This is a genomic window from Borrelia puertoricensis, assembly GCF_023035875.1.
Classification (GTDB): domain Bacteria; phylum Spirochaetota; class Spirochaetia; order Borreliales; family Borreliaceae; genus Borrelia; species Borrelia puertoricensis.
Genome location: NZ_CP075381.1, coordinates 1 through 21,929 on the forward strand (window position 1 = coordinate 1; position 21,929 = coordinate 21,929).

Below are 21,929 nucleotides of genomic sequence, written 5' to 3' on the forward strand. Positions count from 1 at the left end.
ATGAATACCAAAAAAAAACCCCTTTCCATAAAACCATTAAAGGATTATCACAATAGATATTACAAAATACTATCAATACTTAGATACTTTCAAAGTAAGACAATCAAGTATAATCAAACATTCATTCTAAATACATTAAACATTTTTCTATCTAAAGATGGTCTTAAACAAATTACACTTAGAACTTTAAGAAAAGATTTGGCATTCCTATGCAATAAAGGCATTATTAAAAAAACTTTATTAAGACTAGGTGAAGGAAATGGCTCATACATAAGATATACAATAACTAAATACAGCATTAATAATTTAAAAAGACTGCTTAAAGCTCAACAAGAAATCACCGAACATGATGCTAATAAAGTATTCATATTTACAAAAGAAACACAAAAAAAATCTTTCAAAAATAGGAAGTTTAAAATTTTTAAATCTAAAAATGCAACTAAAAATGTCAGTCATTATATAACTAATAACAAATATATAAATAATAAAGAAAAGATAGAAAAAGAAAATAAAAGTAAGATAATAAACAATACAAATTATCTGATAAAGAATGTGTCTAAATGGAAAACAATGAGATATTTAGACAAAATAGAAGAAAATACAAATAAAAAAAGATATGAAGGCAGCTTGATAAGAACAAAAACATGGTTAGAGGCCTTAAAGATTGAAAAAATCTCTCAATGAGGATTAAAAAACCAAAACTAAACTTTAAAGGAAAAAACATGAAAGATTCATTGAAATTACCGGAGAAAAGAGAATTAAAAATCGAATCGAAACAAAAAAAGAGTAATTTCTTTGTTCTAATAGATAAAAAAGGTGATAGAACCATATATCATACGAAAATTGTACTGGATTTTTACACATTTGGAATTAGTGAAGAAAAACCCGATAGTTTTTTTATTATTTTAAGAAGTTGGCATCGAGATAAAAAATATCGATTTAGTTTATTTGCTTTAAAAAATAATGACAAGTTTTTTGGTATTTACTATGGTTACAGAAAACCTATAAGAAATATTGTAACAAGATATGAAAAAGATGGAACAGTTAAAGCATATAGTTTTTCAAAGGCATACTATATGGAGTTTAGATTTAAAAAAGGTAGTATCTTTTGTTATATTCAAGGAATTTATTATTTACTTAAAAGTGAAAAGTTGAAAACAACATATTGTAAAAAGTTGACTGATATAATAGGGAATTTAGAAAAAGAAGTATATGAATTTTATGGTAAAAAATTACCGGAAGGAGGTCTTATAACTAAATGGATAGAAAAAAACCAGAAATAATCACAATTGCAAGTATTAAGGGTGGTGTTGGAAAAAGTGTGTTGACAATTATTTTTAGTTATATTATGAAAGATATGAATAAAAAAGTATTGCTAATTGATTTAGATCCACAAAATAGTTTAACCAGTTATTTTATAAGGCATATAAAAAGAATTAAAGGTCTTAATGTATATTACATGCTTAAGGCCCATAACAACCCTAATTTGAACAAGTATATTAATGAGATAAATGACAGTATTTATATTATAGCTTCTCATCCAATTTTGTACAAATTTGAACAAGAAGATGAGAGATATAAAGAACAGCTGTTGGAAAACTGCTTGGATAAAATTTTACCTATTAATGATTTTGATTACGTGATAATCGATACATCCCCTGGTTTAAATTTTTTATTATACAATGCCTTAAATGTTACAGAAAAAGTTATAATTCCTGTTCAATTAGAAAGATGGTCTGTTGAAGCGTTTCCTATGTTAATGAATACAATAGAAGAATTTAATATGTTTAGGAAGAAAAAAATTGAGGTTTCTATAATAGAAAGTCAGTTTGTTAAAAATAGAAATACTTTCAAAGACATAGAGAAATTGTTATTCAAAAAGTATGGGTTGTTTATTAAAGGAAAAATTCATAGTGCTAATAGCATTAAAGTTTTGATTAATGAGTTAAATGAACCTAATAATGAGGAGGCATATTATAAAGAAGCTAAAGAAGTTTTAGAGAAGATATTATAAAAGTTACGCCGGCGTAACTTTTATAATATTTGAAAAATAAAAAAAATAAAGGAGTAAAAAATGTCTAAAAAAAACAAAAAAGAAATAATTTTAAATGATCGAAGTGTTGGGCTTGATCATTTTCCATTAAATAGTGAAAATGCTGAATCAGAATATGAAAGTTATAAAAATCGATTAAGAAGAATTACTGTAAGTGAAATAAATAATAAAATTGAGATTATGGAAATTTTGTATAATATAAGAGATAAGAAACTTTATCGAATTGATGGTTACAAAAGATTTGTAGATTTTTTATCAGAATTTGTTATAGCAAGAAGTCAAGCATTTTTATATTTAAGACTTTATAAAAGAGTGTTAATAGGTGAGTTAGACATAGAAGAAATTAAACAACTTGGATTTAAAGAAGCTTATAGAAAGATCAGGGAGATAGATATAAGTAAAAAGCGTTCGAAAGAAAATTTAATAAAGCCACTCAGATTTCAACTTAAGAATCAAAGTAGTTATGATTTTTATAAAAGCAATGCCAAGTTTACGAGTTTTTTATTAGATGAACTTTTTATAAATCGAAAGGATTTTCTTGAAGAGCTTTTAAAGCAATTTAAAAAATGACATCATTGAATAATGATATAACATTTATTATTTCGAATAGTTGATTTTATCTTACATTTGGTATATATATATATGCATAGTATGTGTTTTTTCACACATCCTATTAAGTTTTCACCATTGTAGATTTTAATTCTTCATTAGGTGCTCTTTTAAAGAGTCTCTAATGAAGAATTAAGTTTTTGTATTGATGTGAAAAGTTGACAAAAAGTTATATTTGATATAATATTTTATTTATAAAACTTAATAGGAGATTAAATATGACAAAAAATAAAGTTAAAAATACAAAAACCAAAATGCGCAGATCAGTTAAGAAACTGGGTAAACAAAAGATAAAAGTAACAGATATAAGAGTAAATAATCAAGCTTTAGTAACTGATGAGAATCAAGCAAGGGTAAACTTTCTAAAATCTCTATACAGTCTACGTATGAATTTAAGTGGTGTTGCTAAGAATCTTAATGGATATGGGTATAAATATCAAAATTTCAATGAGATAATCAGAGAGATAAAGAATGTTATAAAGAGTAACAATTTAGATATTGATTTCCTGCAATGTCCAACATTTAAAGTTGTGGGAAATAATACAATTAATGTTATTACAACAACATTTTACAGTCCAAGTAGTGGCTACTGTGAGTCATTTGATACTCCAATTTACACAGAAGAATTTTCTTCTCTAGGGGCAAAGAATCAAAATACTTTATCGCAACTTGTAGGTTCATGCATAACATATCATAAAAGATATGCTCTTGTAGGATACCTATCAATAGAGAGTGAAGTTGACACTGATGCTAGTTCATTATTACCCGAGCTAGAAAATAATAGAGAGAGAGTTAAAGCTATTGCCAAAAACAATGATGGGAATACACAAGTAAATATATCAGGAAATAATGTAGAGGATAAAAACACTGTTCATACTGACCAATCTAAATCTAAGATCAATGTAGAGACAAATAAATTTAAGTATTATAGAAATCTACTCATAGCAGCACGTAATATGCATAAATTTGTTCTTAATAAACCATTTAACAGTTTAGAAGAGATAAATTCATATCTTAAATCTATTCAGGTTGGAGATGATTCAAGTATACTTGAATACTTTAATAAAAATAAAACATTAAAGAGTATACAGTATTGGTGTAATTTGATAAAAGAGTATTTTAGTAAGAGTAGTAGAGACCCAGAAAAGATAGAAAAGTTTGATGTATTTTTAGCTTTTGATTTAGATAAGCTTGGAAATAGTCCACTAAAATTATTTGGGCATTTATCTACTGATAAGGAATTTGATTGTTTGTTTAGATCTGCATAAAAGGTAAGCCCCTATTGGGGCTTACTCATTAAAATTACTTTAATTTTGTATATCTTTTATATACATCTTCAGCAATATGTTTTGTTTGAGATATATATTCTTGCAGTAGAGAGATATTAAAGTTTAATGCTTTGATTGTATGTTCTGATTTTAATTTGCTTGCATCAAAAAAAGTAAATTTGGGAAAATCTTCATTCTTTACCTTTTTCTTAGCATCAACTAAAAATCCTTGTAAATAAAGTACGTATTTTGAGAGTTCAGATTCGTATTTACTTATTGATTCTAAATTAGAATCATCTGGCATAGTTGGTTCTTTAGTTAAGGAAGCAATGGTTGTGCAATTCATAATTAGAGTAATAGCACAAATGAAAACAACTTTAAATAGTCTATTCATTATTTCTGTCCTCTTCTTTAAGCTTATTAATATAAGCATGCATAAGCTTATTTCTCTTTAAACGTAGTGAAGCAATGCGTTTTGTATTCTCTTTACTTAAATGTTCATTAGAACTATCTATTATCTCTAAATTAATTCTTAAGATGTCATCAAATTGTGATAGTATTTTCGTGCTTTCAGCTTGTTCCCTTTTAATTAAATTATCCCTGTACATAGAATAAAAGTAATTTACTACTCTGCTAAAGATATTAATGTATTTTTGTGTGTTGGTATTTGAGTCTTGCTTTAGCAGTTCTGTAAATTTGTTTAGTATATCTATACTTAATTTTGCAGTAGTTAAATTCAATTTATAACTCCTTTGAATATGATTCTTTTATTCCTTCCCATTTTGGCAATCTCATGTTTTCAGGATTATTATTAACCTTTTCTATAAATTCTTGTATTTTGTTATTAATAGGAGTTAATGCTTCTTGGATTTGGGGCGTTAATGCATTCTCTAATCTTTCCATGTTTTTAGTGAAAATAATTCTGTATTCTGTGTAAACTTCATTAAGTAGCATAAATATTTTATGAGCATTCACGTTAAAAGAGCCATCTTCAAAATTAGACAGTGTACTAAATAATGTTTCTATTGCATTTAAAGCAGTATTTAATGAACTAATGTCAAGAGTCATTGATTAATCCTTTCCTTTATGTTTTCTTTTAAATTTAGTTGCTAATAAACTTATGATATCTTTAATTACCGGTTTAAAGATAAGTCCTATACCTAAAATAAAAGTGGCAATGACAATTAATTTAATTTCATTGATATTAATTAAAAGTTCTGATATTTCAGACAATTTAGTTAAAGTGAAATGATCCATTAACCTTGTAACCTCACATAAAAAAGATAAATAAAGTATATTACAAAAAGTACCAAAAACTAATATTTTTTTATATTTTGTAAAGTAAAATTACAGTTTTACTAAAGAGGGGACTGTACCACCTGTATATGAACGTTTTTGCATATACCACCCTCTAAATAGAGGAGAATAATCATTTAATCTTAGATTTTTTCCTATTCTCTCATATACAATTGATCTACTTGATTCATCAGTGTATTGAAGATATACTCTTTTTGTAACATCATGATAACTATTGATTTCAATATCAACATAAACATCTAGATAAATGGGTTTACCATCTTCAAATTTATAAAAAACAAGTGTAACATCTTGACTTGATGTGTTTTGTGTCATATTAAGTTTATAAGCCCTATCTCTAAGAGAAGATTCATAAATGCGCGTACTTGTAGTTGATGTTCTTGATGAGCTAAAACTTGAAGGAATGCCACATAAATATTCAGGTATTGTAGTTTTTTGTAATGAATTATAAGTTGATATAGTAACAAATTTGTCTGAACTAGAGAAATGCGAATAAGAACTCATATTACTTGTAAGCTCACTTCTGATATAGCTAGATAAATTACTCTTATAACTTGAGTCATTATTCATAAGTTTGCTTAGTAGTTTAGAGTAAAGTTTATCTGTAAATTCACTATTCTCAGCAAGTTCTGTTGCAATAGTGTCTTTAATTACTTCCTTAAAGTAAGATAATCCTTCTCCTTTAAACGTTTTATCTTTAGTCTTTTGAAGGAAGTTTTCATAAGTAATTGCATTACAACTTGCAACACCATCATCTAATAAAAGTAAATCACTATTTTTTATATCATTTACCCTATTTAAATCTTTAATTTGTATAAATTCATTCTCGTCCATTAAAAGTCTCTCATCTGTTGACAAATGATACCTCCATTAGTTAAAAGAAACAACTTCTATATTTTGATTGTCAATAATTTTAAGTTTTCTTCCTATAGGAATCATGCCTTTAATAAAAGCATAAATTGAATGTGAATATCCTTTAGGAATGAAATTGAATGCTAGTATTTTATATTTATCTTCATATCCTTGTTTTGATTGACGTAAGCGTATACGTTTGGGTTTTACTCCAACAGCAGTACTAGGAGTAATATATGATATGAAATTAGTTTTTATACTTCCAAGTAATTTAATACTAATAACTCCAGCTTCTGGTGTTGTAATTTCAATATCAACATTAAGAAAAGCTTTAAATAATCTAATAAATGACTCATCAGTACCAATATGTCTTAAGGCAAAAATGACGCTGTCAATATTGCTTGCAAGCTCTTTTAATGGGCGACTTTTATAGTGAAAAGTTTTAAATACGTTTGATAACCAGACAGCAATAAAATGAGAAGATAGATAGTTACTAGCAATAATACCAGAGAAATTAGAATTTAGAGTTTTTATCTCTTCAAGTATTTTATTTGCATAATCTAATTCTGAACGTATAAATTTTTCTATTTGTGTTTTATGAAGAAAACCTGGTATGCTCAATATATCTCCTTAAGTTTGAATATCAATAAGTAATCTATCAGTGAGACTGAAGTTAAGTATTTCTGATGGACTGATTTCAATATCTTGATTCTCTTTAAAATCACTTGTGCTAATGTTACTTATACTTGTCTCAGGATTGTCTTTAATGCAGGCATTAATTTTAAGTCCTTGAATGCCTTTTATCTCATTAACCGGAGCAGTAAAATCTTGATATTCAAAACTAATTCCCATGTCAGAGTAATTATTATTGATAATTCTCCTGTATATTTCTCTTATTTGCATGTCGATATTGAGATAAATGTGATTTTTAAGGTCCAGTTTGTATTTTACTTTAAGATAGATATATTTAGTCTTTCCTAGAGAAACTTTATAAGATTTGGTTTGGTTGTGGCTATTTATTCCATCAATATCAATATCACCTTCTAAGATAGTACCACTAGGAATAGTGCTATAAAGTACTTCCCAAAGGTTTGCTTTGAATGTAGAATCTTTAATTGTGTTCTTAGAGTCGTTTAAGATGGTATCATTAACAATAAGATAAATATTAGCTTTGCCTGCTGTGCTTACAATGTTAACGTATTTTACATCTGGTAAGTTCAGTATAGCATTTCTTAATGCTTCATGAGTGGTGCTTTTAACACTTATATGAGACTCTATAGCCTTCCAATACTCACCTTGTGGTTTAAGTTTATCCATAAAAAGGTTAAGTTCATTAATTATTTGTTCCTCTACTGTAGCAAGAGAAGCAGCTATTATGTTGTAAATGGATGATGGGTCATCTTTTATCACAATACCGTGTGTCTGTTTTAAATATTCTCTCTTTGTGTTAATTATTTGTGAGATATTTTGTTTTAGAATGCCGAAATTATTATCAAAAGCAATACTCATATGCAAATCTCCATTTGAAAAGAATCACCAGGAAAATAGAGAGTAATTTGTAATATTTTTGAGTTTATATTAATGTTAACTCCAGTAAGATCAATTTCCAGTTCTTGGGCAACAGAGTAGAGATAATATTTAATTTGCTCTAGAGTGCCAAGCTTACATAATTTAAGGATATGTGTATAATCAAATCCCCATGTTGGATTTAGAGCAAGACTTCCTTTAGGGGTTTTAAGGAAAATAAATAATCTTTGTTTTTGCTCTTCTATTCCATCAGCAATCTGTAAGTCTGAGCCTGATACTAAATTAAACTGCAAATCAACCTTTAAATCCATACTAACCTATGTAAATCAATCTTTAACCTTTAACTTAAAGGAAATGTATAACAAAAATATCAAAAAACTAATTAAATAAATTATTAATTTTGCTATTTATTTTTGATGTATAGTAAGAGAGAGAAGAGTAATCAATGCTTGAATTTCCTATAATTCTTAAGTTATTAATAGCATTTACTATTGCCTCTAAGATGTCTTTAAGACTAGTTATCTCATTACGTATATCCAACTTATGTTTAGCATATATTTTAAGATGCTTAGGGTCAATTGCACTTAATATATAAAAATGATGCTTATCAAAATATATATTGTCATCTGTATTAAATAGATTAATACTTGATTGAAGAAGTACTACTCTGTCATCTTTGTGAAGACTTAGATTGATATTTGATATATTACGAGTGTGAATCTCAAGTCCTTTATATTCTTCAATGTCTACAATACCTTCTTGAGTATCGCTGTTAAATGATTTTATAATTCCTATTTTTGATATGCATATATTGTTAGCTATCCATTCTTTGCTCTCTTCTTGAGTTAAAGCAGAACCAGACATGCTCTGATTCATTCTATAAATTTCATAATTAAAGTTCATATCCTCTCCTTTATTTCATTTTTAGATGATTAATGTCATCATAAAGCTTTAAGTTAAGTGAACATTCACCAGAATTGCTTAGAGAAGCATTAGTTTCACAAATCGTGCTCTTTATTATATTCCCCAAAGAATCTCTAAATGATACTCTGTCACCAACTTTTAATTTATGAGTATAAGTAAGCTTTGCTCTCCAATATATAAGTCTTATATTAAGAGTAGTGCCTATAGTAATTTCTTGCTTTGGGATAAATTCAAGACCATAATCTTCAAGTGACTCATAATGAGCATCAGGACCGGTTAATTGATGATTTGTGAATATGAAATTACATTCAACCAAATCAACTCCATTACCAACATCAGCAATAACATTTTGTATATATTTTTTAGATAATTTTTCTATAAATTCTTTTGGAGTTCTAGCATAAATATGCTCTTCTATGATTTTAAGTCTGTCATTAGTGCTCATATTGATTATATTTCTACCCGGAAAGGCAAAGTTTATAGCGTCCTGGACCGTCATTCCTTTAAATTGTTTTGTTTCAAGTTCTCGGTTAAAGAAATTACTCTTTGATGCTAAATGAAGTTCAAGCTCTATGCTAAAATCACCACTAGGATAGTCACTGCTCATTGGGACTCCCAGATAACCTGCCATAATAAATGTAAATGAGTCTTCATGAGCAAATTTTTTATAGTATATCTTTACAATATCTCCTTCATGTATGTGATTGTTGAAATCGAGGTGTAAATTCCAAAGAACAAGTTTGGCTTGTTTTGCCCTTACAAAATTGTAACTTGAATAGACATTAGATATTGAGATATCAACATAAATACCATGTTGTGTGTTGATAATGATTTTAGGAGAGTGTTCTGGTGTTGCATCACCAGTAATATTTTTATTTGAGCTAATAGTAGAGTAAAATTCAATCTTAAAATCATATTTAAGTAATATCACAAGCTTATCCTTTGTATTTATCCAAATGAAAGGTTTTAATAACTTCCATGTTAAGATTAAGCTCAACTTCATCTATGAAAGGCACATCTTTAAATGTTAAGGAAGTAATTACAACTAATTCTTTAATGCCAAAAGTTGGACTATAAGCAGTAAAGGGAACTTGTGCTTGAAGTCTACCAGCCAGTTGTTCTTTAACTAAATTACTATCAAATTCAAGTAGTGAGTTACCAAAAGGAGTTAATTTCAGTGGAGCTAACATATTCTTATAAAGACTTGTAAGTACACCACCATTTAAAGCAATAACTTCTCCTGTAAGTACAGGGTTATAACTTACATATTCAGCTTTCCTTAAGTAATAATTAATTACAGGACGTTTGGAACATGTGGTGTTATAAGTACGAGTTATAAGTTCAAATTTAGGTTTAATAAAGAATAATTGGGGCAAATACCCAAGTCCCTTAAGATCAGGTCTTGGGAAGAGAACAATAAAATTATCTGTGCTAAATAAAGCAAATATTTGTGTTACAGTATCTTTAATAATTTGAAATATTTCCATAGGTTGCATAAATGTCTCCCTATTTTAAGTACCACTGGGAGGAGTAGTAATAGATTTATCTTCATGAGTAATTTTTGATAAGCTCTCACCACTATCTCCTCCCATCCATAAGGGCAATATTGATTTAAGTCTTGCAATAAGTCTATCTAAACTAAAAATGCTTTTAATTCCGTTTATTATAGGATCAACGATATCTTTATGAAAGTTAAATTCATTTATCTTTTTAAGTGCTTTAGCAGAAAAATCCATTAAAGGTGTTAATGTGGACGCAGTTAATTTTTTTAATTCTTCATCTATCTTATCCATACTACTTGTTGCAGAGTCATAAGAGCTTGTAGTATTTGTGAGATTTAATTCGTTAAAATCACTTAGCACGTCATCAAGTTTTGTTATTCTTGAACCCATATCGTGAAAAGTATCCTGTTGCCATTTACGCTCAGCATGTTCAAGATACTTGTTACCAAATTTATCAAATTGACTCATTAAATTAAAGATTGAACCACCTTCGCCGCGTAATAAGTCAACCACGGAAGAGATAGCATCATCACTTGATGAGAGTCCACTAGCCTTAAGTTTAGCTGCTAGTTCTACTGCTTTAAGTAAATTAGTTTCATTCTCTAGTCCAGCATTCTTAAGAGTGCTTTTAATAACAGCAGCTTTATTTAAGAATTCTTCTTGGGTTGTTCCCCTTTCAAATGTTTTAATTCTCGATATAGTATTTAATAGCTTGCCTTTTTCAGTTGTGTTGAAAATTCTAGAGTTTAGGGTACCTATTCGTTTTCTTTCTGAAGCATCTTTTACTGATGATTTTGCAAATGCAAACATATTAGAGGAAGCACCTTTAATGGAACTAGCTATTATATTACCAATTGCACTTCCTATAGCGATTTTAGAAGTCAAATTGTTTTTTTTTATTAAATTTTGTTTTATTTTAGAGTTTTCTTTAAGTGACTTAAATTCTAAATTACGTAAGTCTTTAGTAGACATGGTAGAACGTCTAAAAGCTTCACGTCTAGCTTTTTCAAAGCTGTGTCCTTGCTTCATTAGTTTTTTAGTTTCAGAGAGTCTAAATTTCTCTACTCGCTCTCTTAAACGTTCATATTTATTTTGTTTTGCAAGTTCTGCATTTTTATCTTTTAAATTAGCTTTAATTATATCTTTCGTACTTTTGAGAGAAGAAAGTTTGGGTTTTAAGTTCTCTTCTAATTTTGATATGTCTCTCTCTAATGTTTTTTTCGTTGATGCATGATCGAGTATACCTTTAAATTTAATGGTAAATTTATTATCCATAAGTGTCCTTATTTAGATAAAATCAGTTCAAGTATTTCCTTCTCTATCTTAGCTTCAGCAATTTTGCTTACTTCTATAAATTCATCGTATGTCATACATTTAATTTCTTTGTATGAACAGATATTTGTTATTATTGGTAGCCAATATTTATGTCTTTTTATATCGTCAATTAAAGCAAAGTAACGAGTACGAGTAGCATTAATACTCTCAACAAATTTATCTATATGTTTCATTATTAGCCTTTGATTTAAGTTTTGAAATTACACATTCATAATTAAATTCATCGGTAATGTAATCAAAAGTAACAAAATCACCAACATTATTCTCATATTCTTTAAGAAAAAGGAGGGCTGGTTTTTTAAATTCTGAGTCTAAATGAAATGTATTAAACTCTATAGAATAAAGAATAGCAATAAGATAATCTTTATAATAACTTATGAATTCTCTATTGTAATCCAGTATTACGTAAAACTCATCTAAAAACCCGGGTTTGATCATTAAATTAGTTATTTCTTTCAAATACTTAACATCATTAAGTTTATTTATGGCTTCTTCTTGATTAAATCCAAGTATAGAGTCCCACGTATAAACAGGTAATACTTTTATTTGGTATTCATAAGTTTTATCTTTGCTTAATATGTTCATTTTATATCTTGTAATCATTTTGTGTCCTTTAATTTTTAGGTGTTATTTTTTGGCAATTGATAGCTCTAATTTCAAAAGTAACTTTTTCAGCTTCTGCTGAGTAACTTCTTGATGGTTCTTCAGTAAATACAGCACAGTTACTGATTATTTTTGTTGTTATTCTATCATTAAATACCAAATCCATCATTTTATCTTCTTTACTTACATTCATGTTGTAAAATTGGTCATCAGAGAGTTGAGTTAGTAATATGTAATCATGACTACCAAGTGTTACTTCAATACTAAATATATAAGTAATGGTTTTTGGATCTCGAAGACTGATAACAGGCATTCCTCTGTCTTCATTACTAATTACTGCTCTAGTTGTAGGTTCACTTGTAAGTTCTAATTTTCCACTATTAATTTGCTTTCCTGCAATAGAGAGATAAACTTCCTTTAAATCATATAATCCCATATCTCCTCCTTAATTTTCGAGTTTATTTAAGTAATCAGTTATATCTTTGGTTGTAATAATGAAAGATACTGAGTTGATACTGTAGTTATAAGTAATATCAATAGTTAGTTCTAATTTAAGTTGTGGTGATGGTGAGAGTATAATATTTAAGTTTGAGTAGCTTACAATAAGTCCTCTCTCTATATATCTCTTTAGTAAGCATTCAATTGCTGATGTATATGCATTATCTCTTGCTCCAGATAATTGCATGTTAGATAATTTACTATTTTGTCTATTATTAATATTCCAAATTCTAATAAGTTCAATTATTGCTTCTTGTTTTATATAGTGATAAGTAAATAACTGGTCAATAGGATTTCCTGCAAGATCAACTCCTTCTTTAAATGCTGATACTTTATCAAGACCTGTTTCGTTAAGATAAGAATAGAAATTAATATTTGCAGTTCTTAGTTTAGTTATTACTTCATCATCAACAAGTGGTCTTGCAGCAAGATTCATGCCATATGGATTTACACTGTGAAACATACAAGCTTCATATAAATACTTAGCTGTAAATTTAAGATGTAGATTATCTCGCTTATTACTATAAATAGCTATATTATTTGTTTTCTCTAGGGAGCTTTTATCTTTAAATAGCTCTTTTATTTCACTCTCTTTAGTAGAGAAAATAAAGAAAGTATCTGGCATCTTGAATTTCAAGTAATCATCTTTGTATACAACTAGCCCGTCATCACCATTATTATCTTTATCATAAGTATTAATTAGAACAACAAATGAATGTCTGTGTGTTTTAAGATAAGTTTTAATAGTCTCAGGTTTATCTTTATAAATAAAGAGCATAGCTGATTTTAATGCTACACTTGGAGAATTAAAGAAATCAGACATAGTATTCTTTAACATCTCCTTCTCTTTGTTAAAATCATCCTCTCCATTACTATCTTCCTTTTCTAATGCTTCTATTTGCTTTTCATAGTTATTTATTGTAAGATTTAAGACTTTATAATTTGTACTATCTTTATTCACATTAATTTTTAATGTTTTATAAACTAGTAACGGAGAATAATAGTTTATTGTTGTGTTATGTACTTTATTATTAATTAGATTTACACTAATTGTATCTTGTGGCAAAGTATTACTCCTTCCTTTCAAATATTTGGATTCCAGCTTTAAAACTAGCTGATGAGCTATAAGCAGTGTTACTACATTTTGTTCCCAAAGTAATGAGACCTGTATTTTGCATATTAGATGTTGGACGTATATAGATATTGAGATGTTTTATGTAGTCAGGTTCATGAGCGTCCTTAACTGTGTATTTATTTACTCTGTTATGTAAAAATTCTTTAAGTAAACTATATAAAGTCAACATTCTATTGTAAGCATCATAGTCATTTGAATTTATTACAAGAGAGATAATAAATATTTGGAAGTTAATATTAAACTCACAAATATTATCATAAAAAGTACCATAATGAGAGTTGTGAGCAAGTAAGCCATCTTCAGATGTAAATTTAAATGCAATAATATTAGGTTCGCTCGTAGTTATATTAGAGAGTAGATATGGATGATTATATGTATTAATAACCTTACATATGTTTTCACTTTTAGCATGAGCATATTCTTTAAAGTCATTTAGTATTTTAATTATATGCATAAGTATAACCTCTAACCCAATAAGCACTCAATTCACCTTATAACTAATCTCATTTAGCATTCGTGAAGTATCAACAAGAGTAATTTCTGGATTACCACTACCTTTTTTAGTTTTTGCTTAATTGTATTTGGACTAAGTTCAGGCTTGATTTTATTTGACAATACATAATTTTGATAATAAGTTATAAATGCTTCTCCAATGGCACTCATTCCAGATCTAGGATCACGTTTAAATTCATTTTTTATATAATCATTACTGATATATTCTCTAAACTCACAACTAGCAGCAACTTCACTTAAATGTTTACGTACTGGTAAATTATTAGCGCCAATCTCATGCATGCGTGCAACATTAGCTCTGCCCCCAAACCAACCAACCTCTAACTCTATTTCCATACAATATCCTTTAAAATTAGTGTTTGGTAACCAATAGAAGAGTCAATACTTACTATTTCGTAATAATTATCACCTATAGAAATTCTATCTTGAAGATTGAAGATAATATCATCACTTGTATAAAGTTTAGAGAGTCCTTGTAAATCAAATAAATTTGAGTCATAAATCATCCTTAATTCTTGGGGACTTATATCTATAATAATGCCTGTAAATTCTAAGTAGTCTTCTTTATTAAATACCCTCTGATAAGAATTATCATCAAGTGTAATAGTTTCAAATTTATATAAACGTAAAGGAGCAGGGGCTTTGTATGTAAATATCATACGTTGTGACATTTGTGATAACTTATCTCTAAGATTATTCATTACACAACTCCTATACAGGAAGGAGAAGTAGTATCTCTTTTAACTTTATCTAGATACGCATCAAATCGTAAACAGAAGTTTTTATTACAACTGTCAGATTGACTAGTATCAGATATAGGGTGATAGTCAATTTCAAGTTCATTGAATTTTTCTCTCTTTATTCTCTCAAATTCAAGTTCACGGACAATCCCCTTTTTCCTCAGTTCACATCCAATATGATAGTAAGTAAGCAAGAAGATATCATTATAAGTAAGCTTCTCTGACTGGATTCCATTAGCTAATAATATTGACTCTAAGAGATTAATTTGCATCATAAAGCTTTGAATAGAAAATTCTTCTATGCTTATTCCCAAAAGGGAAATAATATTAGAGTGAAGCCTGCTTATAAATAATTCTTCTTCTTGTCTCTCTATCTCTTGTTGAGCTGTTCTCTGTTGCATTACCAGGTTAACCTTTAAGATTGTTTAATATCAACTCGTAAAATTGTTTTCTCTGTTGCTAAGAGTCCACCAAGTACAAAATCAAGGTATGAATGTGCAACATCACTTGAATTCTTATCAATTTGTCTATTTAGCATTGGCAACATGTATTTACTTGATTTAAGTCTAATAAGATTAGGACTTAATGGATAAATTAGTATCTGATTTTGAAGTAAATGACTTTTATGTATATATACTTCTTGCCAATCATTTATAGCCTTAATTGTATCAGTAATAACATCTCTCCATTTATCAGTTGAAGAATAAACATTAGATGATGATGACGTATTTGGTATTGCACATGGTTTGATAAGTTTCAAACTTGTTATTGGATCAACTAATACCATAAAAGGTGTTGAGAATTCATCACCAAGTTCTAGCTTTAAAAGTCCTGACTTTATCTTTTCAAAGATCTTATCCATCTTATCTTTATCTGAAGCCTCAACTTCTTCTTTAACTTGTCTTGGCATATTTAAGAGCCCATACATATTAGGAAGCATTCGTTTTTGATTCTTTCCATCTCTCTGGATTGAAACATCACCTGTTAAGATAAATTGGTCAATAAGCTCGATAATCTCATTACTTGCAAGTTTGTATGCTTGCTCGAAGGTCAGTAAATTATTATTTACATCACCCGTATAATCATTATTTTTATAAAACTTCTCAGCAGTTTTCTTTAAATGTCTAAACTTATACTGCAATCTAAGGTAATCAAGCTTAATTAGATGTGCTTTAAATCCAATAGTTGAGACAGTATTAAATTCATCTGTTAACGTTGTTGGATTAGCGTTAAGAAACGCATCCCATTTTATTACGTTGATATAATTACAGGAAGTGGCGTTCTCTTCAATTTGTTTACTTGAGAACCACTTATAAAACATTGGTTCTCTTGCATAATTTTCTAACCCTACTATTTCTCTAGCATTAAATTCTAACATCAAATTCTCCTAACTTTATGCCTTAATATCAACTCGTAAAATTGTTTTCTCTGTTGCTAAGAGTCCACCAAGTACAAAATCAAGATATGAATGTGCAATATCAGTTGAATCTCTATCCACTTGCTCATTTGGCATTGGTAGCATATATTTACTTGGTTTGAACTTAATTAGTTCAGCATTTAATGGATAAATGAGTATTTGATTTTGAAGTAAATTACTTGTTTCAATATAGACTTCTCTTCTATTATTAACAGCTTTTATTGTCTTAATAAGGAAGTCCTCCCAAGAATCATTAGAAGAATAAACATTAGATGATGAAGAAGAATTTGTTATTGCATATGGTTTAACTAACTTTAAACTTGTTACTGGATCAACTAACACCATCATAGGAGTTGAGAATTCATCTCCTAGCTCTAATTTTGCAAGACCCTTTTCGATACTTTCAAATATTTTATCCATTTTATCTTTATTTGATGATTCAACTTCTTCTTTTACTTGATCTGGCATATTTAAGAGCCCATACATATTAGGTAACATTCGTTTTTGATTCTTTCCATCTTTTTGGATTGACACAGTACCTGTTAATACAAAATGATTTATTAGTTTTATTATTTCATTTGTTGCAAGTTTATATGCCTCCCCAAATGGAAGTAAATTATTATTTACATCTCCAGCATAATCATTATCTTTATAAAATTTTTCAGAAGTTTGTTTTAAGTGTCTAAATTTATATTGTAACTTTAAATAATTAAGTCTCACTGACTCTGAACGAAATCCAATGGTTGCAATAGTATTAACTTCATTTACTAATGTTGTAGGATTAGCATTAAGAAATGCATCCCATTTAATTGTTTTTAAATATCCCATCTTTAAATCAACATCTTCAATTTGTTCTTTTGAAAACCAGTTATAAAATACTGGTAATTTAATTTCTGAGAAAATATTCGCTATTTCTTTTGCATAATAATTTTGATCATATAATTCTGACATCTCTAACCTCCTTTAACTTATTAACTTGGTCTGGCTTTATTACCGTAAATAGCTACATTAACTATGCAAATTTTGTTTGTAGTACCATCAAGTGAAATTGCATCTGATAAAGCATAGGCATTAATTTTGCCATTACTTGAGCTATCTTTTTCAAGCTCACCATTTGCATCAAATTTAACTTTATCTTTTCTTTTTATACCACTATTTTGTTTGGCTACTAAATACCCTTGAAAATTATTTGTAATAGGTATTACTGTTGCTATGCCAGTAAACTCATCTATATCACTGCATATTCCATATAGATCATTCTCACCACCAACCTCAACATGTGGTTCATAGTGTGGATTGTTATTAGAAGTACTTGGATTTTCTACAACTAGTTTTACTCCTCTTTTGTATGGATAACCTTTGACAGGATAATTTTCTAATTTGTCTTTACTATTAGTTACAGTCCCACCTTGGTTGGCAAAGTGTAAATTTTTATCCCTAAAATCAATTTTATTACTAAAAACCCCTGCATCACTAATAGGATTTTTCATTAACTTTTTAATACTATTAGCTTTCTCTTCATATTGTTTTACTAATTCAGTTACATTTGACAATGTAAATCTCCTCCTTTAACCAATGGCTTTATTGCCATAAAGAGCTATTTTAACTAAATTTAATGTATACTCATCATTGCTTTTCTTACTCTCATCATTAGTAAGTTGTATTGTAAATTTATTTGATAATGCTATAGCATTAATTTTGACTGATGAGGTATTAGATGATTTAACAGCTTCTCCATTAGAATTAAAATCTAATTTATCACCTATTTGCAAACTAACAGAACTTTGTGCAATTACATATCCAGTAAAATTATTCGTAATAGGAAGTATAGTTGCTACATTAGTATAAGGATCAATATCAACACATATTCCATACATGTTATTCCCATCACTAACTTCAACTTGAACTTCGTCATTTTTTTTAGTATCTGTCTCTACTTTTAGCTTTACTGCACGTTTATATGGAAATCCTAAAGCTGGGTATTCTTCTAATTTGTCTGTACTACTTGAGAGAGATTGTGAAATTGCATCTACTCTTATGTTTTTATCTTGAAAAGTAGTTGGTGCTTTAAACACAGCAGCTTGAGTATCAAAACTCTTAAAGTATTTCCTTAATTTTAAGATAATCTCTTTAAGTGACTTACCTTCAGTAGTTTCTTCTAATATTGGGGTGCTTCTTTTACTTCGTCTTTTTGATCTTGTAGAATCCTCTTGTAATTGACTTTTTTGTAATTGGGATTCTTGTAATAGATTTTTAAAAAGTTCTTGATCTTCTGTATCACTTAAATCAATATCACCCATTTGAAAATCAGTTTGAGTATCATGATCACTTCTAAGTTCATCTTTTGATGGGTTTGCTTTGCTAGTCACTATTCTTAATTACCTCTGTTTCCACATATACTTACTAATGCTATGTATAAGTTAGTATTAACTTGAAATGCCTTTGATAAGGCTATTCCATTAACACCACCTGAACTGCTGTTATTTTCAACTTCACCATCTGTATTAATTTTAATTTTATTTCCAGGATTAATTGAACTTTGACCATCTTTCTTTACTACTAAATATCCCGTAAAATTATTTGTTATTGGCAGTACAGTTGCTATACCAGTAAAGTCATCAATATCTATGCATATACCATATAAATCAGTACCACCCCCAGCTTCTACACAAGGTTCAGTATTATCACTTGCCTCATAAGATAACTTAACACCACGTTTGTATGGATATCCTTTAACAGGATAATTCTCTAACTTATCTACTTTTGAAGTTATACTTCCACCAGAATTAGCAAAGGTTAAATTCTTATCTCTAAAATCAACATTATTACTAAAAAGACCAGGATCCCTATTTGGATTTTTCATTAGGTCTTGTATTTCTTTTACCTTTTTATCATATTCTTCTTTAAGTTTTGTTATAGTCTCTGACATGCATATATCTCCTTAAGCTGTTTTTTTTTCTCTTTAAGGTTATAAAACTCATGTATTCTATCTTTATAAGCATTTGCAACAGAAATATTAAATTCATCAAAGTTAACTGGTGAAAATCCTGAATCTAATAATGATATTCTATTCTCTATTTTAGAGATAATATCACCATGCTTAGAGTCAATATTACTTGCAGCACGTTTTCTCATGCTTATATTCACTTTTGCTAAAGATACAAGTTGTTCTAATATCTCTCCATCTAAATGTTCAAAATTATCTAGCTTGGAAATAGCTTTTATTTGTTCTTTAGGAACAAATTTTCTCACTAACTCTCTTCTTTGTGCTTGCATTATTTCTTTCAGTGAATAACCTTTAGAAAGAAGAGTATCTTTATCAAAATGCTTGCTTAAATGTGCTTTTGCTAATTGATCAATTTCATTTATCTTTTCAGCTTCTAAGAGTAACTGTTTCTCTACTCGCTCTCTATCTTCTGCATTTGCAAGTTCACGTGCAATTCGGTCATTTATACTTAATTTATTAACCCTTTCATCTTCTCGAGTTACCTTTTCTTTAAGCTGCATATACTCTTCAAACTCTTCTTGACTTATACGTTTAAACTTATCAGAAGAGCTATTATCATTAGTCTGTATTACTACTTCTTCTGTATTTACATCTGAATCTTTTTCCATGAAAACTCCTTAACCTAAATTGAAAATAATTTTTCTTTTAGCTTTGATATTTCATCTTTGCTTAAAACACTTTTATTTATAAGTTCACTATATTTACCGAAAAATTCTATTAATTTGAGATCTCTATCTACTCTCTCTTCTTCACTAAGCATAACAAGAGAATTAAATTTCATCTCTAAACCAAAATACCTAGATAGTTTAATATTGACAGCAATCTCTACTGCTTCTTGTATTCCTTTAAGAAAATCATAATAATTGGATCTATCTCCCTTCCCATCATTTCCCAAACCTTTAGTCTGTTCATTAAAACTTCGAGTTAGTGGCTCTTTTGTATCTGCTCCTATCTTAGCTTTTACTAATGCCAATGCCTCTTTTAAATAAGACAAATCATACTTAATTACCTCTAATGATGCATCTGTTGTTGAAGTGTAAAATATTCCTTCATTATTTAAACTTGACTTTAATCTCTCGATTTCTCTTGAGAGACTATCATTAATACTCTTAAGATCGCATATGCTGTTATTATCCTGTCTTTGTCTTTGAAATAGACCTGCAAATAATCCATTATTACTATTATTTCTATGTGTTAAGCTGTTTAATGATGCAGTTGCATTTGATAGTGCATCTTGAAGTCCAACTAATGCTTCATCTTTATAAAAAAGAAAATTATGTGTCTCTATTCTCTTATCTATCTCTGTATAAATTTTCTCAAGTAGATAAATATTAAGTAAAAAACTTTCACTATAACATGGTGTGTAACGTTTTAAGACATAATCATAATTATCATAAATGATGAGTCTACTCTTATGTATCTTAACTAAAGAATAAGTGGTATTTCCTTCTTTTACTGTGTAAGTAATATACTGGTCATAAATGCCCAAATCTTTAACTAAATTGAAATCTAGATATTTAAATCCAATGGGCAATTCAGAATTTACTTCTTCTTCTAATTCTGTCAGTTCATCACGAGTTAGAACTAAAATATATCCTGCACCATTAAATCTATAACTAATTATAAGATTTAAAAGAGCATCTTTAAGCTCTCTTTTAAGTCTTGCTATCTCAGATTCACTAATATTATCTAAACTTTCAAGATGAATACCATTCTTCAGTGCATCCTCAGCAGGATTCTCTATATAGTTCCTAAAAACAAGCGAATATTTATATAATTCCAAAGGACAGATCTTATTTGATCGTTTCTTTAGTTCATCAAAATAATACAAATTTGTTCCTTTAATTTCAGTTTGCATATAGATTGTAGCAAAAATAATAGTTTTTGTCAAAATAAAAGAAACAAATACAGATACAATAATATATAGATATTTTATTGTATCTGTACTAATTGGGGGGGAACTTAAAAATGGTAAAAATCTTAAATTTATTTTTTATTTAATTAAAATTATTTCAATAATAATGCTAATAAAATACCTAAAGTAAGAGTTATGATAGTACCAAACATCCAATTATGGAGTTTAGATGTGTTTTTAAATTCTAATGTAGATTTCTCTATCTTATTATCAAGATCCTTAATATCAGATTTTAATTCACTTCTGACTGTATCTATCTTGTTATCAAGTTCATTGAATTTAGTATCTATCTTATTATTAAGATTATTCTCAACTGCATCTATTTTATTGTCAAGGTCTCTAATATCAGATTTTAAAGTTGTCTCAACCCTTTGAATCTCAGATTGTAAGAGAGCTTCAACTTTTTCAAGCTTAAGGTTAAAGTTACTCTCAACGGTGTCTATTTTTTTATCGAGTTCATTAAATTTAGTATCTATTTTGGTATTAAATTCATCCTTAACACTACTAATCCCATCTTCTAAGTGTTTCAATTTTATATCAAAGTTTTCTTTTAAGAATTCAATGTCTTTATAAGTCAGCTCATTACGATAATACCTATAAGACAGGTCAATAGCAATATCTCTCTTAATACCGGCTTTAGTAAGTTCAGCTATAACCATTTGCTGAGTAATAACTCGTTGAGCAAGTCCCATAAAAAACTCCTTATGTAATTAT

The 21,929-nt window shown here is 28.3% G+C and carries 32 protein-coding genes and 1 pseudogene; 5 read left to right on the forward strand and 28 right to left on the reverse strand.

Features of this window, described 5'->3' with window-relative positions; translation table 11 throughout:
• From bpuSUM_RS04555 to bpuSUM_RS04575, 5 genes are all read left to right on the forward strand, one after another.
• Nucleotides 1–684, forward strand: a complete 684-nt coding sequence (locus bpuSUM_RS04555; protein ID WP_247066509.1) for a plasmid maintenance protein — start codon at nucleotides 1–3, stop codon at nucleotides 682–684.
• 38 nt (nucleotides 685–722) lie between these two features.
• Nucleotides 723–1,283, forward strand: a complete 561-nt coding sequence (locus bpuSUM_RS04560; protein WP_247066511.1) for a DUF226 domain-containing protein — start codon at nucleotides 723–725, stop codon at nucleotides 1,281–1,283.
• Entirely contained in the window at nucleotides 1,259–2,014 is a 756-nt protein-coding gene (locus bpuSUM_RS04565) for a ParA family protein (RefSeq protein WP_247066513.1), read from the forward strand. The genes bpuSUM_RS04560 and bpuSUM_RS04565 overlap by 25 nt, the downstream gene beginning before the upstream one ends.
• A 60-nt stretch (nucleotides 2,015–2,074) precedes the next feature.
• Complete coding sequence (locus bpuSUM_RS04570) at nucleotides 2,075–2,623, forward strand: chromosome replication/partitioning protein (RefSeq protein ID WP_247066515.1); 549 nt, start codon at nucleotides 2,075–2,077, stop codon at nucleotides 2,621–2,623.
• A gap of 257 nt (nucleotides 2,624–2,880) precedes the next feature.
• Nucleotides 2,881–3,930, forward strand: coding sequence for an ERF family protein (locus tag bpuSUM_RS04575; protein ID WP_247066518.1), 1,050 nt, complete (start codon nucleotides 2,881–2,883; stop codon nucleotides 3,928–3,930).
• 34 nt (nucleotides 3,931–3,964) lie between these two features.
• Here bpuSUM_RS04575 and bpuSUM_RS04580 read toward each other — a convergent pair whose 3' ends face one another.
• The 28 genes and pseudogenes from bpuSUM_RS04580 to bdr form a co-directional block, all read right to left on the reverse strand.
• A complete protein-coding gene (locus tag bpuSUM_RS04580) occupies nucleotides 3,965–4,276 on the reverse strand; it encodes a BBA14 family lipoprotein (protein WP_247066520.1) in 312 nt (103 codons plus the stop codon).
• Between the two features lie 40 nt (nucleotides 4,277–4,316).
• Nucleotides 4,317–4,670 (reverse strand): BlyB family putative holin accessory protein, encoded by a 354-nt coding sequence (locus bpuSUM_RS04585; protein WP_247066522.1) that lies wholly within the window; start codon nucleotides 4,668–4,670, stop codon nucleotides 4,317–4,319.
• Between the two features lies 1 nt (nucleotide 4,671).
• Entirely contained in the window at nucleotides 4,672–4,998 is a 327-nt protein-coding gene (locus bpuSUM_RS04590) for a BlyB family putative holin accessory protein (protein ID WP_247066524.1), read from the reverse strand.
• Nucleotides 4,999–5,001: 3 nt separating this feature from the next.
• Nucleotides 5,002–5,187: a BlyA family holin gene (locus bpuSUM_RS04595; protein ID WP_247066419.1), complete on the reverse strand. Its 186-nt coding sequence runs from the start codon at nucleotides 5,185–5,187 to the stop codon at nucleotides 5,002–5,004.
• 90 nt (nucleotides 5,188–5,277) lie between these two features.
• The gene (locus bpuSUM_RS04600) at nucleotides 5,278–6,105 is read right to left on the reverse strand and encodes a DUF685 domain-containing protein (RefSeq protein ID WP_247066526.1); all 828 of its coding nucleotides are present in this window, start codon (nucleotides 6,103–6,105) and stop codon (nucleotides 5,278–5,280) included.
• 12 nt (nucleotides 6,106–6,117) lie between these two features.
• Nucleotides 6,118–6,720, reverse strand: a complete 603-nt coding sequence (locus bpuSUM_RS04605) for a DUF735 family protein (RefSeq protein ID WP_247066528.1) — start codon at nucleotides 6,718–6,720, stop codon at nucleotides 6,118–6,120.
• Nucleotides 6,721–6,729: 9 nt separating this feature from the next.
• Entirely contained in the window at nucleotides 6,730–7,608 is an 879-nt protein-coding gene (locus bpuSUM_RS04610; RefSeq protein WP_247066530.1) for a DUF276 domain-containing protein, read from the reverse strand.
• Nucleotides 7,605–7,937: a contractile injection system sheath initiator gene (locus bpuSUM_RS04615; protein ID WP_247066538.1), complete on the reverse strand. Its 333-nt coding sequence runs from the start codon at nucleotides 7,935–7,937 to the stop codon at nucleotides 7,605–7,607. Before bpuSUM_RS04615 ends, bpuSUM_RS04610 begins: the two co-directional genes overlap by 4 nt.
• Before the next feature lie 67 nt (nucleotides 7,938–8,004).
• Nucleotides 8,005–8,529, reverse strand: a complete 525-nt coding sequence (locus tag bpuSUM_RS04620; protein WP_247066540.1) for a DUF777 family protein — start codon at nucleotides 8,527–8,529, stop codon at nucleotides 8,005–8,007.
• 10 nt (nucleotides 8,530–8,539) lie between these two features.
• Nucleotides 8,540–9,481 carry a DUF693 family protein gene (locus tag bpuSUM_RS04625; RefSeq protein WP_247066543.1) on the reverse strand — a complete coding sequence of 314 codons (942 nt, stop codon included), beginning with the start codon at nucleotides 9,479–9,481 and terminating at the stop codon, nucleotides 8,540–8,542.
• A gap of 4 nt (nucleotides 9,482–9,485) precedes the next feature.
• Nucleotides 9,486–10,046 (reverse strand): DUF792 family protein, encoded by a 561-nt coding sequence (locus bpuSUM_RS04630; RefSeq protein WP_247066546.1) that lies wholly within the window; start codon nucleotides 10,044–10,046, stop codon nucleotides 9,486–9,488.
• 15 nt (nucleotides 10,047–10,061) lie between these two features.
• Nucleotides 10,062–11,327: a DUF759 family protein gene (locus bpuSUM_RS04635; protein WP_247066547.1), complete on the reverse strand. Its 1,266-nt coding sequence runs from the start codon at nucleotides 11,325–11,327 to the stop codon at nucleotides 10,062–10,064.
• 8 nt (nucleotides 11,328–11,335) lie between these two features.
• Nucleotides 11,336–11,560 carry a DUF1322 family protein gene (locus bpuSUM_RS04640; RefSeq protein WP_247066549.1) on the reverse strand — a complete coding sequence of 75 codons (225 nt, stop codon included), beginning with the start codon at nucleotides 11,558–11,560 and terminating at the stop codon, nucleotides 11,336–11,338.
• Complete coding sequence (locus bpuSUM_RS04645) at nucleotides 11,544–11,990, reverse strand: DUF1473 family protein (protein WP_247066454.1); 447 nt, start codon at nucleotides 11,988–11,990, stop codon at nucleotides 11,544–11,546. The genes bpuSUM_RS04640 and bpuSUM_RS04645 overlap by 17 nt, the downstream gene beginning before the upstream one ends.
• 10 nt (nucleotides 11,991–12,000) lie before the next feature.
• Entirely contained in the window at nucleotides 12,001–12,426 is a 426-nt protein-coding gene (locus bpuSUM_RS04650) for a DUF1463 family protein (RefSeq protein ID WP_247066551.1), read from the reverse strand.
• A gap of 9 nt (nucleotides 12,427–12,435) precedes the next feature.
• Nucleotides 12,436–13,554 carry a DUF787 family protein gene (locus bpuSUM_RS04655; RefSeq protein WP_247066553.1) on the reverse strand — a complete coding sequence of 373 codons (1,119 nt, stop codon included), beginning with the start codon at nucleotides 13,552–13,554 and terminating at the stop codon, nucleotides 12,436–12,438.
• Between the two features lie 4 nt (nucleotides 13,555–13,558).
• Nucleotides 13,559–14,077 (reverse strand): DUF764 family protein, encoded by a 519-nt coding sequence (locus bpuSUM_RS04660; protein ID WP_430644658.1) that lies wholly within the window; start codon nucleotides 14,075–14,077, stop codon nucleotides 13,559–13,561.
• Between the two features lie 27 nt (nucleotides 14,078–14,104).
• A pseudogene (locus bpuSUM_RS04665) lies at nucleotides 14,105–14,472 on the reverse strand (hypothetical protein).
• Complete coding sequence (locus bpuSUM_RS04670) at nucleotides 14,463–14,837, reverse strand: DUF1506 family protein (protein ID WP_247066470.1); 375 nt, start codon at nucleotides 14,835–14,837, stop codon at nucleotides 14,463–14,465. Before bpuSUM_RS04670 ends, bpuSUM_RS04665 begins: the two are co-directional and overlap by 10 nt.
• Entirely contained in the window at nucleotides 14,837–15,277 is a 441-nt protein-coding gene (locus tag bpuSUM_RS04675; protein WP_247066362.1) for a DUF3890 domain-containing protein, read from the reverse strand. Before bpuSUM_RS04675 ends, bpuSUM_RS04670 begins: the two co-directional genes overlap by 1 nt.
• A 14-nt stretch (nucleotides 15,278–15,291) precedes the next feature.
• Complete coding sequence (locus tag bpuSUM_RS04680; protein ID WP_247066472.1) at nucleotides 15,292–16,254, reverse strand: hypothetical protein; 963 nt, start codon at nucleotides 16,252–16,254, stop codon at nucleotides 15,292–15,294.
• Between the two features lie 15 nt (nucleotides 16,255–16,269).
• A complete protein-coding gene (locus bpuSUM_RS04685; RefSeq protein ID WP_247066474.1) occupies nucleotides 16,270–17,244 on the reverse strand; it encodes a hypothetical protein in 975 nt (324 codons plus the stop codon).
• Between the two features lie 20 nt (nucleotides 17,245–17,264).
• Nucleotides 17,265–17,846, reverse strand: a complete 582-nt coding sequence (locus bpuSUM_RS04690) for a DUF228 domain-containing protein (protein ID WP_247066476.1) — start codon at nucleotides 17,844–17,846, stop codon at nucleotides 17,265–17,267.
• A gap of 15 nt (nucleotides 17,847–17,861) precedes the next feature.
• Nucleotides 17,862–18,662 (reverse strand): DUF228 domain-containing protein, encoded by an 801-nt coding sequence (locus tag bpuSUM_RS04695; RefSeq protein ID WP_247066477.1) that lies wholly within the window; start codon nucleotides 18,660–18,662, stop codon nucleotides 17,862–17,864.
• A gap of 5 nt (nucleotides 18,663–18,667) precedes the next feature.
• Nucleotides 18,668–19,222, reverse strand: a complete 555-nt coding sequence (locus bpuSUM_RS04700; RefSeq protein WP_247066486.1) for a DUF228 domain-containing protein — start codon at nucleotides 19,220–19,222, stop codon at nucleotides 18,668–18,670.
• Nucleotides 19,207–19,908 carry a DUF1357 family protein gene (locus tag bpuSUM_RS04705; protein ID WP_247066488.1) on the reverse strand — a complete coding sequence of 234 codons (702 nt, stop codon included), beginning with the start codon at nucleotides 19,906–19,908 and terminating at the stop codon, nucleotides 19,207–19,209. Before bpuSUM_RS04705 ends, bpuSUM_RS04700 begins: the two co-directional genes overlap by 16 nt.
• Before the next feature lie 14 nt (nucleotides 19,909–19,922).
• Nucleotides 19,923–21,158: an anti-CBASS protein Acb1 family protein gene (locus bpuSUM_RS04710; RefSeq protein WP_247066491.1), complete on the reverse strand. Its 1,236-nt coding sequence runs from the start codon at nucleotides 21,156–21,158 to the stop codon at nucleotides 19,923–19,925.
• A gap of 149 nt (nucleotides 21,159–21,307) precedes the next feature.
• A complete protein-coding gene (gene bdr / locus bpuSUM_RS04715) occupies nucleotides 21,308–21,907 on the reverse strand; it encodes a Bdr family repetitive protein (protein WP_247066493.1) in 600 nt (199 codons plus the stop codon).
• Between the last annotated feature and the right edge of the window lie 22 nt (nucleotides 21,908–21,929).

Coding starts and splice junctions, on each gene's coding strand:
- bpuSUM_RS04555 (WP_247066509.1), top strand. CDS start 1: ATGAATACCAAAAAAAAACCCCTTTCCATAAAACCATTAAAGGATTAT.
- bpuSUM_RS04560 (WP_247066511.1), top strand. CDS start 723: ATGAAAGATTCATTGAAATTACCGGAGAAAAGAGAATTAAAAATCGAA.
- bpuSUM_RS04565 (WP_247066513.1), top strand. CDS start 1,259: ATGGATAGAAAAAAACCAGAAATAATCACAATTGCAAGTATTAAGGGT.
- bpuSUM_RS04570 (WP_247066515.1), top strand. CDS start 2,075: ATGTCTAAAAAAAACAAAAAAGAAATAATTTTAAATGATCGAAGTGTT.
- bpuSUM_RS04575 (WP_247066518.1), top strand. CDS start 2,881: ATGACAAAAAATAAAGTTAAAAATACAAAAACCAAAATGCGCAGATCA.
- bpuSUM_RS04580 (WP_247066520.1), bottom strand. CDS start 4,276: ATGAATTGCACAACCATTGCTTCCTTAACTAAAGAACCAACTATGCCA.
- bpuSUM_RS04590 (WP_247066524.1), bottom strand. CDS start 4,998: ATGACTCTTGACATTAGTTCATTAAATACTGCTTTAAATGCAATAGAA.
- bpuSUM_RS04595 (WP_247066419.1), bottom strand. CDS start 5,187: ATGGATCATTTCACTTTAACTAAATTGTCTGAAATATCAGAACTTTTA.
- bpuSUM_RS04610 (WP_247066530.1), bottom strand. CDS start 7,608: ATGAGTATTGCTTTTGATAATAATTTCGGCATTCTAAAACAAAATATC.
- bpuSUM_RS04615 (WP_247066538.1), bottom strand. CDS start 7,937: ATGGATTTAAAGGTTGATTTGCAGTTTAATTTAGTATCAGGCTCAGAC.
- bpuSUM_RS04620 (WP_247066540.1), bottom strand. CDS start 8,529: ATGAACTTTAATTATGAAATTTATAGAATGAATCAGAGCATGTCTGGT.
- bpuSUM_RS04630 (WP_247066546.1), bottom strand. CDS start 10,046: ATGCAACCTATGGAAATATTTCAAATTATTAAAGATACTGTAACACAA.
- bpuSUM_RS04635 (WP_247066547.1), bottom strand. CDS start 11,327: ATGGATAATAAATTTACCATTAAATTTAAAGGTATACTCGATCATGCA.
- bpuSUM_RS04640 (WP_247066549.1), bottom strand. CDS start 11,560: ATGAAACATATAGATAAATTTGTTGAGAGTATTAATGCTACTCGTACT.
- bpuSUM_RS04645 (WP_247066454.1), bottom strand. CDS start 11,990: ATGATTACAAGATATAAAATGAACATATTAAGCAAAGATAAAACTTAT.
- bpuSUM_RS04650 (WP_247066551.1), bottom strand. CDS start 12,426: ATGGGATTATATGATTTAAAGGAAGTTTATCTCTCTATTGCAGGAAAG.
- bpuSUM_RS04660 (WP_430644658.1), bottom strand. CDS start 14,077: ATGCATATAATTAAAATACTAAATGACTTTAAAGAATATGCTCATGCT.
- bpuSUM_RS04670 (WP_247066470.1), bottom strand. CDS start 14,837: ATGAATAATCTTAGAGATAAGTTATCACAAATGTCACAACGTATGATA.
- bpuSUM_RS04675 (WP_247066362.1), bottom strand. CDS start 15,277: ATGCAACAGAGAACAGCTCAACAAGAGATAGAGAGACAAGAAGAAGAA.
- bpuSUM_RS04680 (WP_247066472.1), bottom strand. CDS start 16,254: ATGTTAGAATTTAATGCTAGAGAAATAGTAGGGTTAGAAAATTATGCA.
- bpuSUM_RS04685 (WP_247066474.1), bottom strand. CDS start 17,244: ATGTCAGAATTATATGATCAAAATTATTATGCAAAAGAAATAGCGAAT.
- bpuSUM_RS04700 (WP_247066486.1), bottom strand. CDS start 19,222: ATGTCAGAGACTATAACAAAACTTAAAGAAGAATATGATAAAAAGGTA.
- bpuSUM_RS04705 (WP_247066488.1), bottom strand. CDS start 19,908: ATGGAAAAAGATTCAGATGTAAATACAGAAGAAGTAGTAATACAGACT.
- bpuSUM_RS04710 (WP_247066491.1), bottom strand. CDS start 21,158: ATGCAAACTGAAATTAAAGGAACAAATTTGTATTATTTTGATGAACTA.
- bdr (WP_247066493.1), bottom strand. CDS start 21,907: ATGGGACTTGCTCAACGAGTTATTACTCAGCAAATGGTTATAGCTGAA.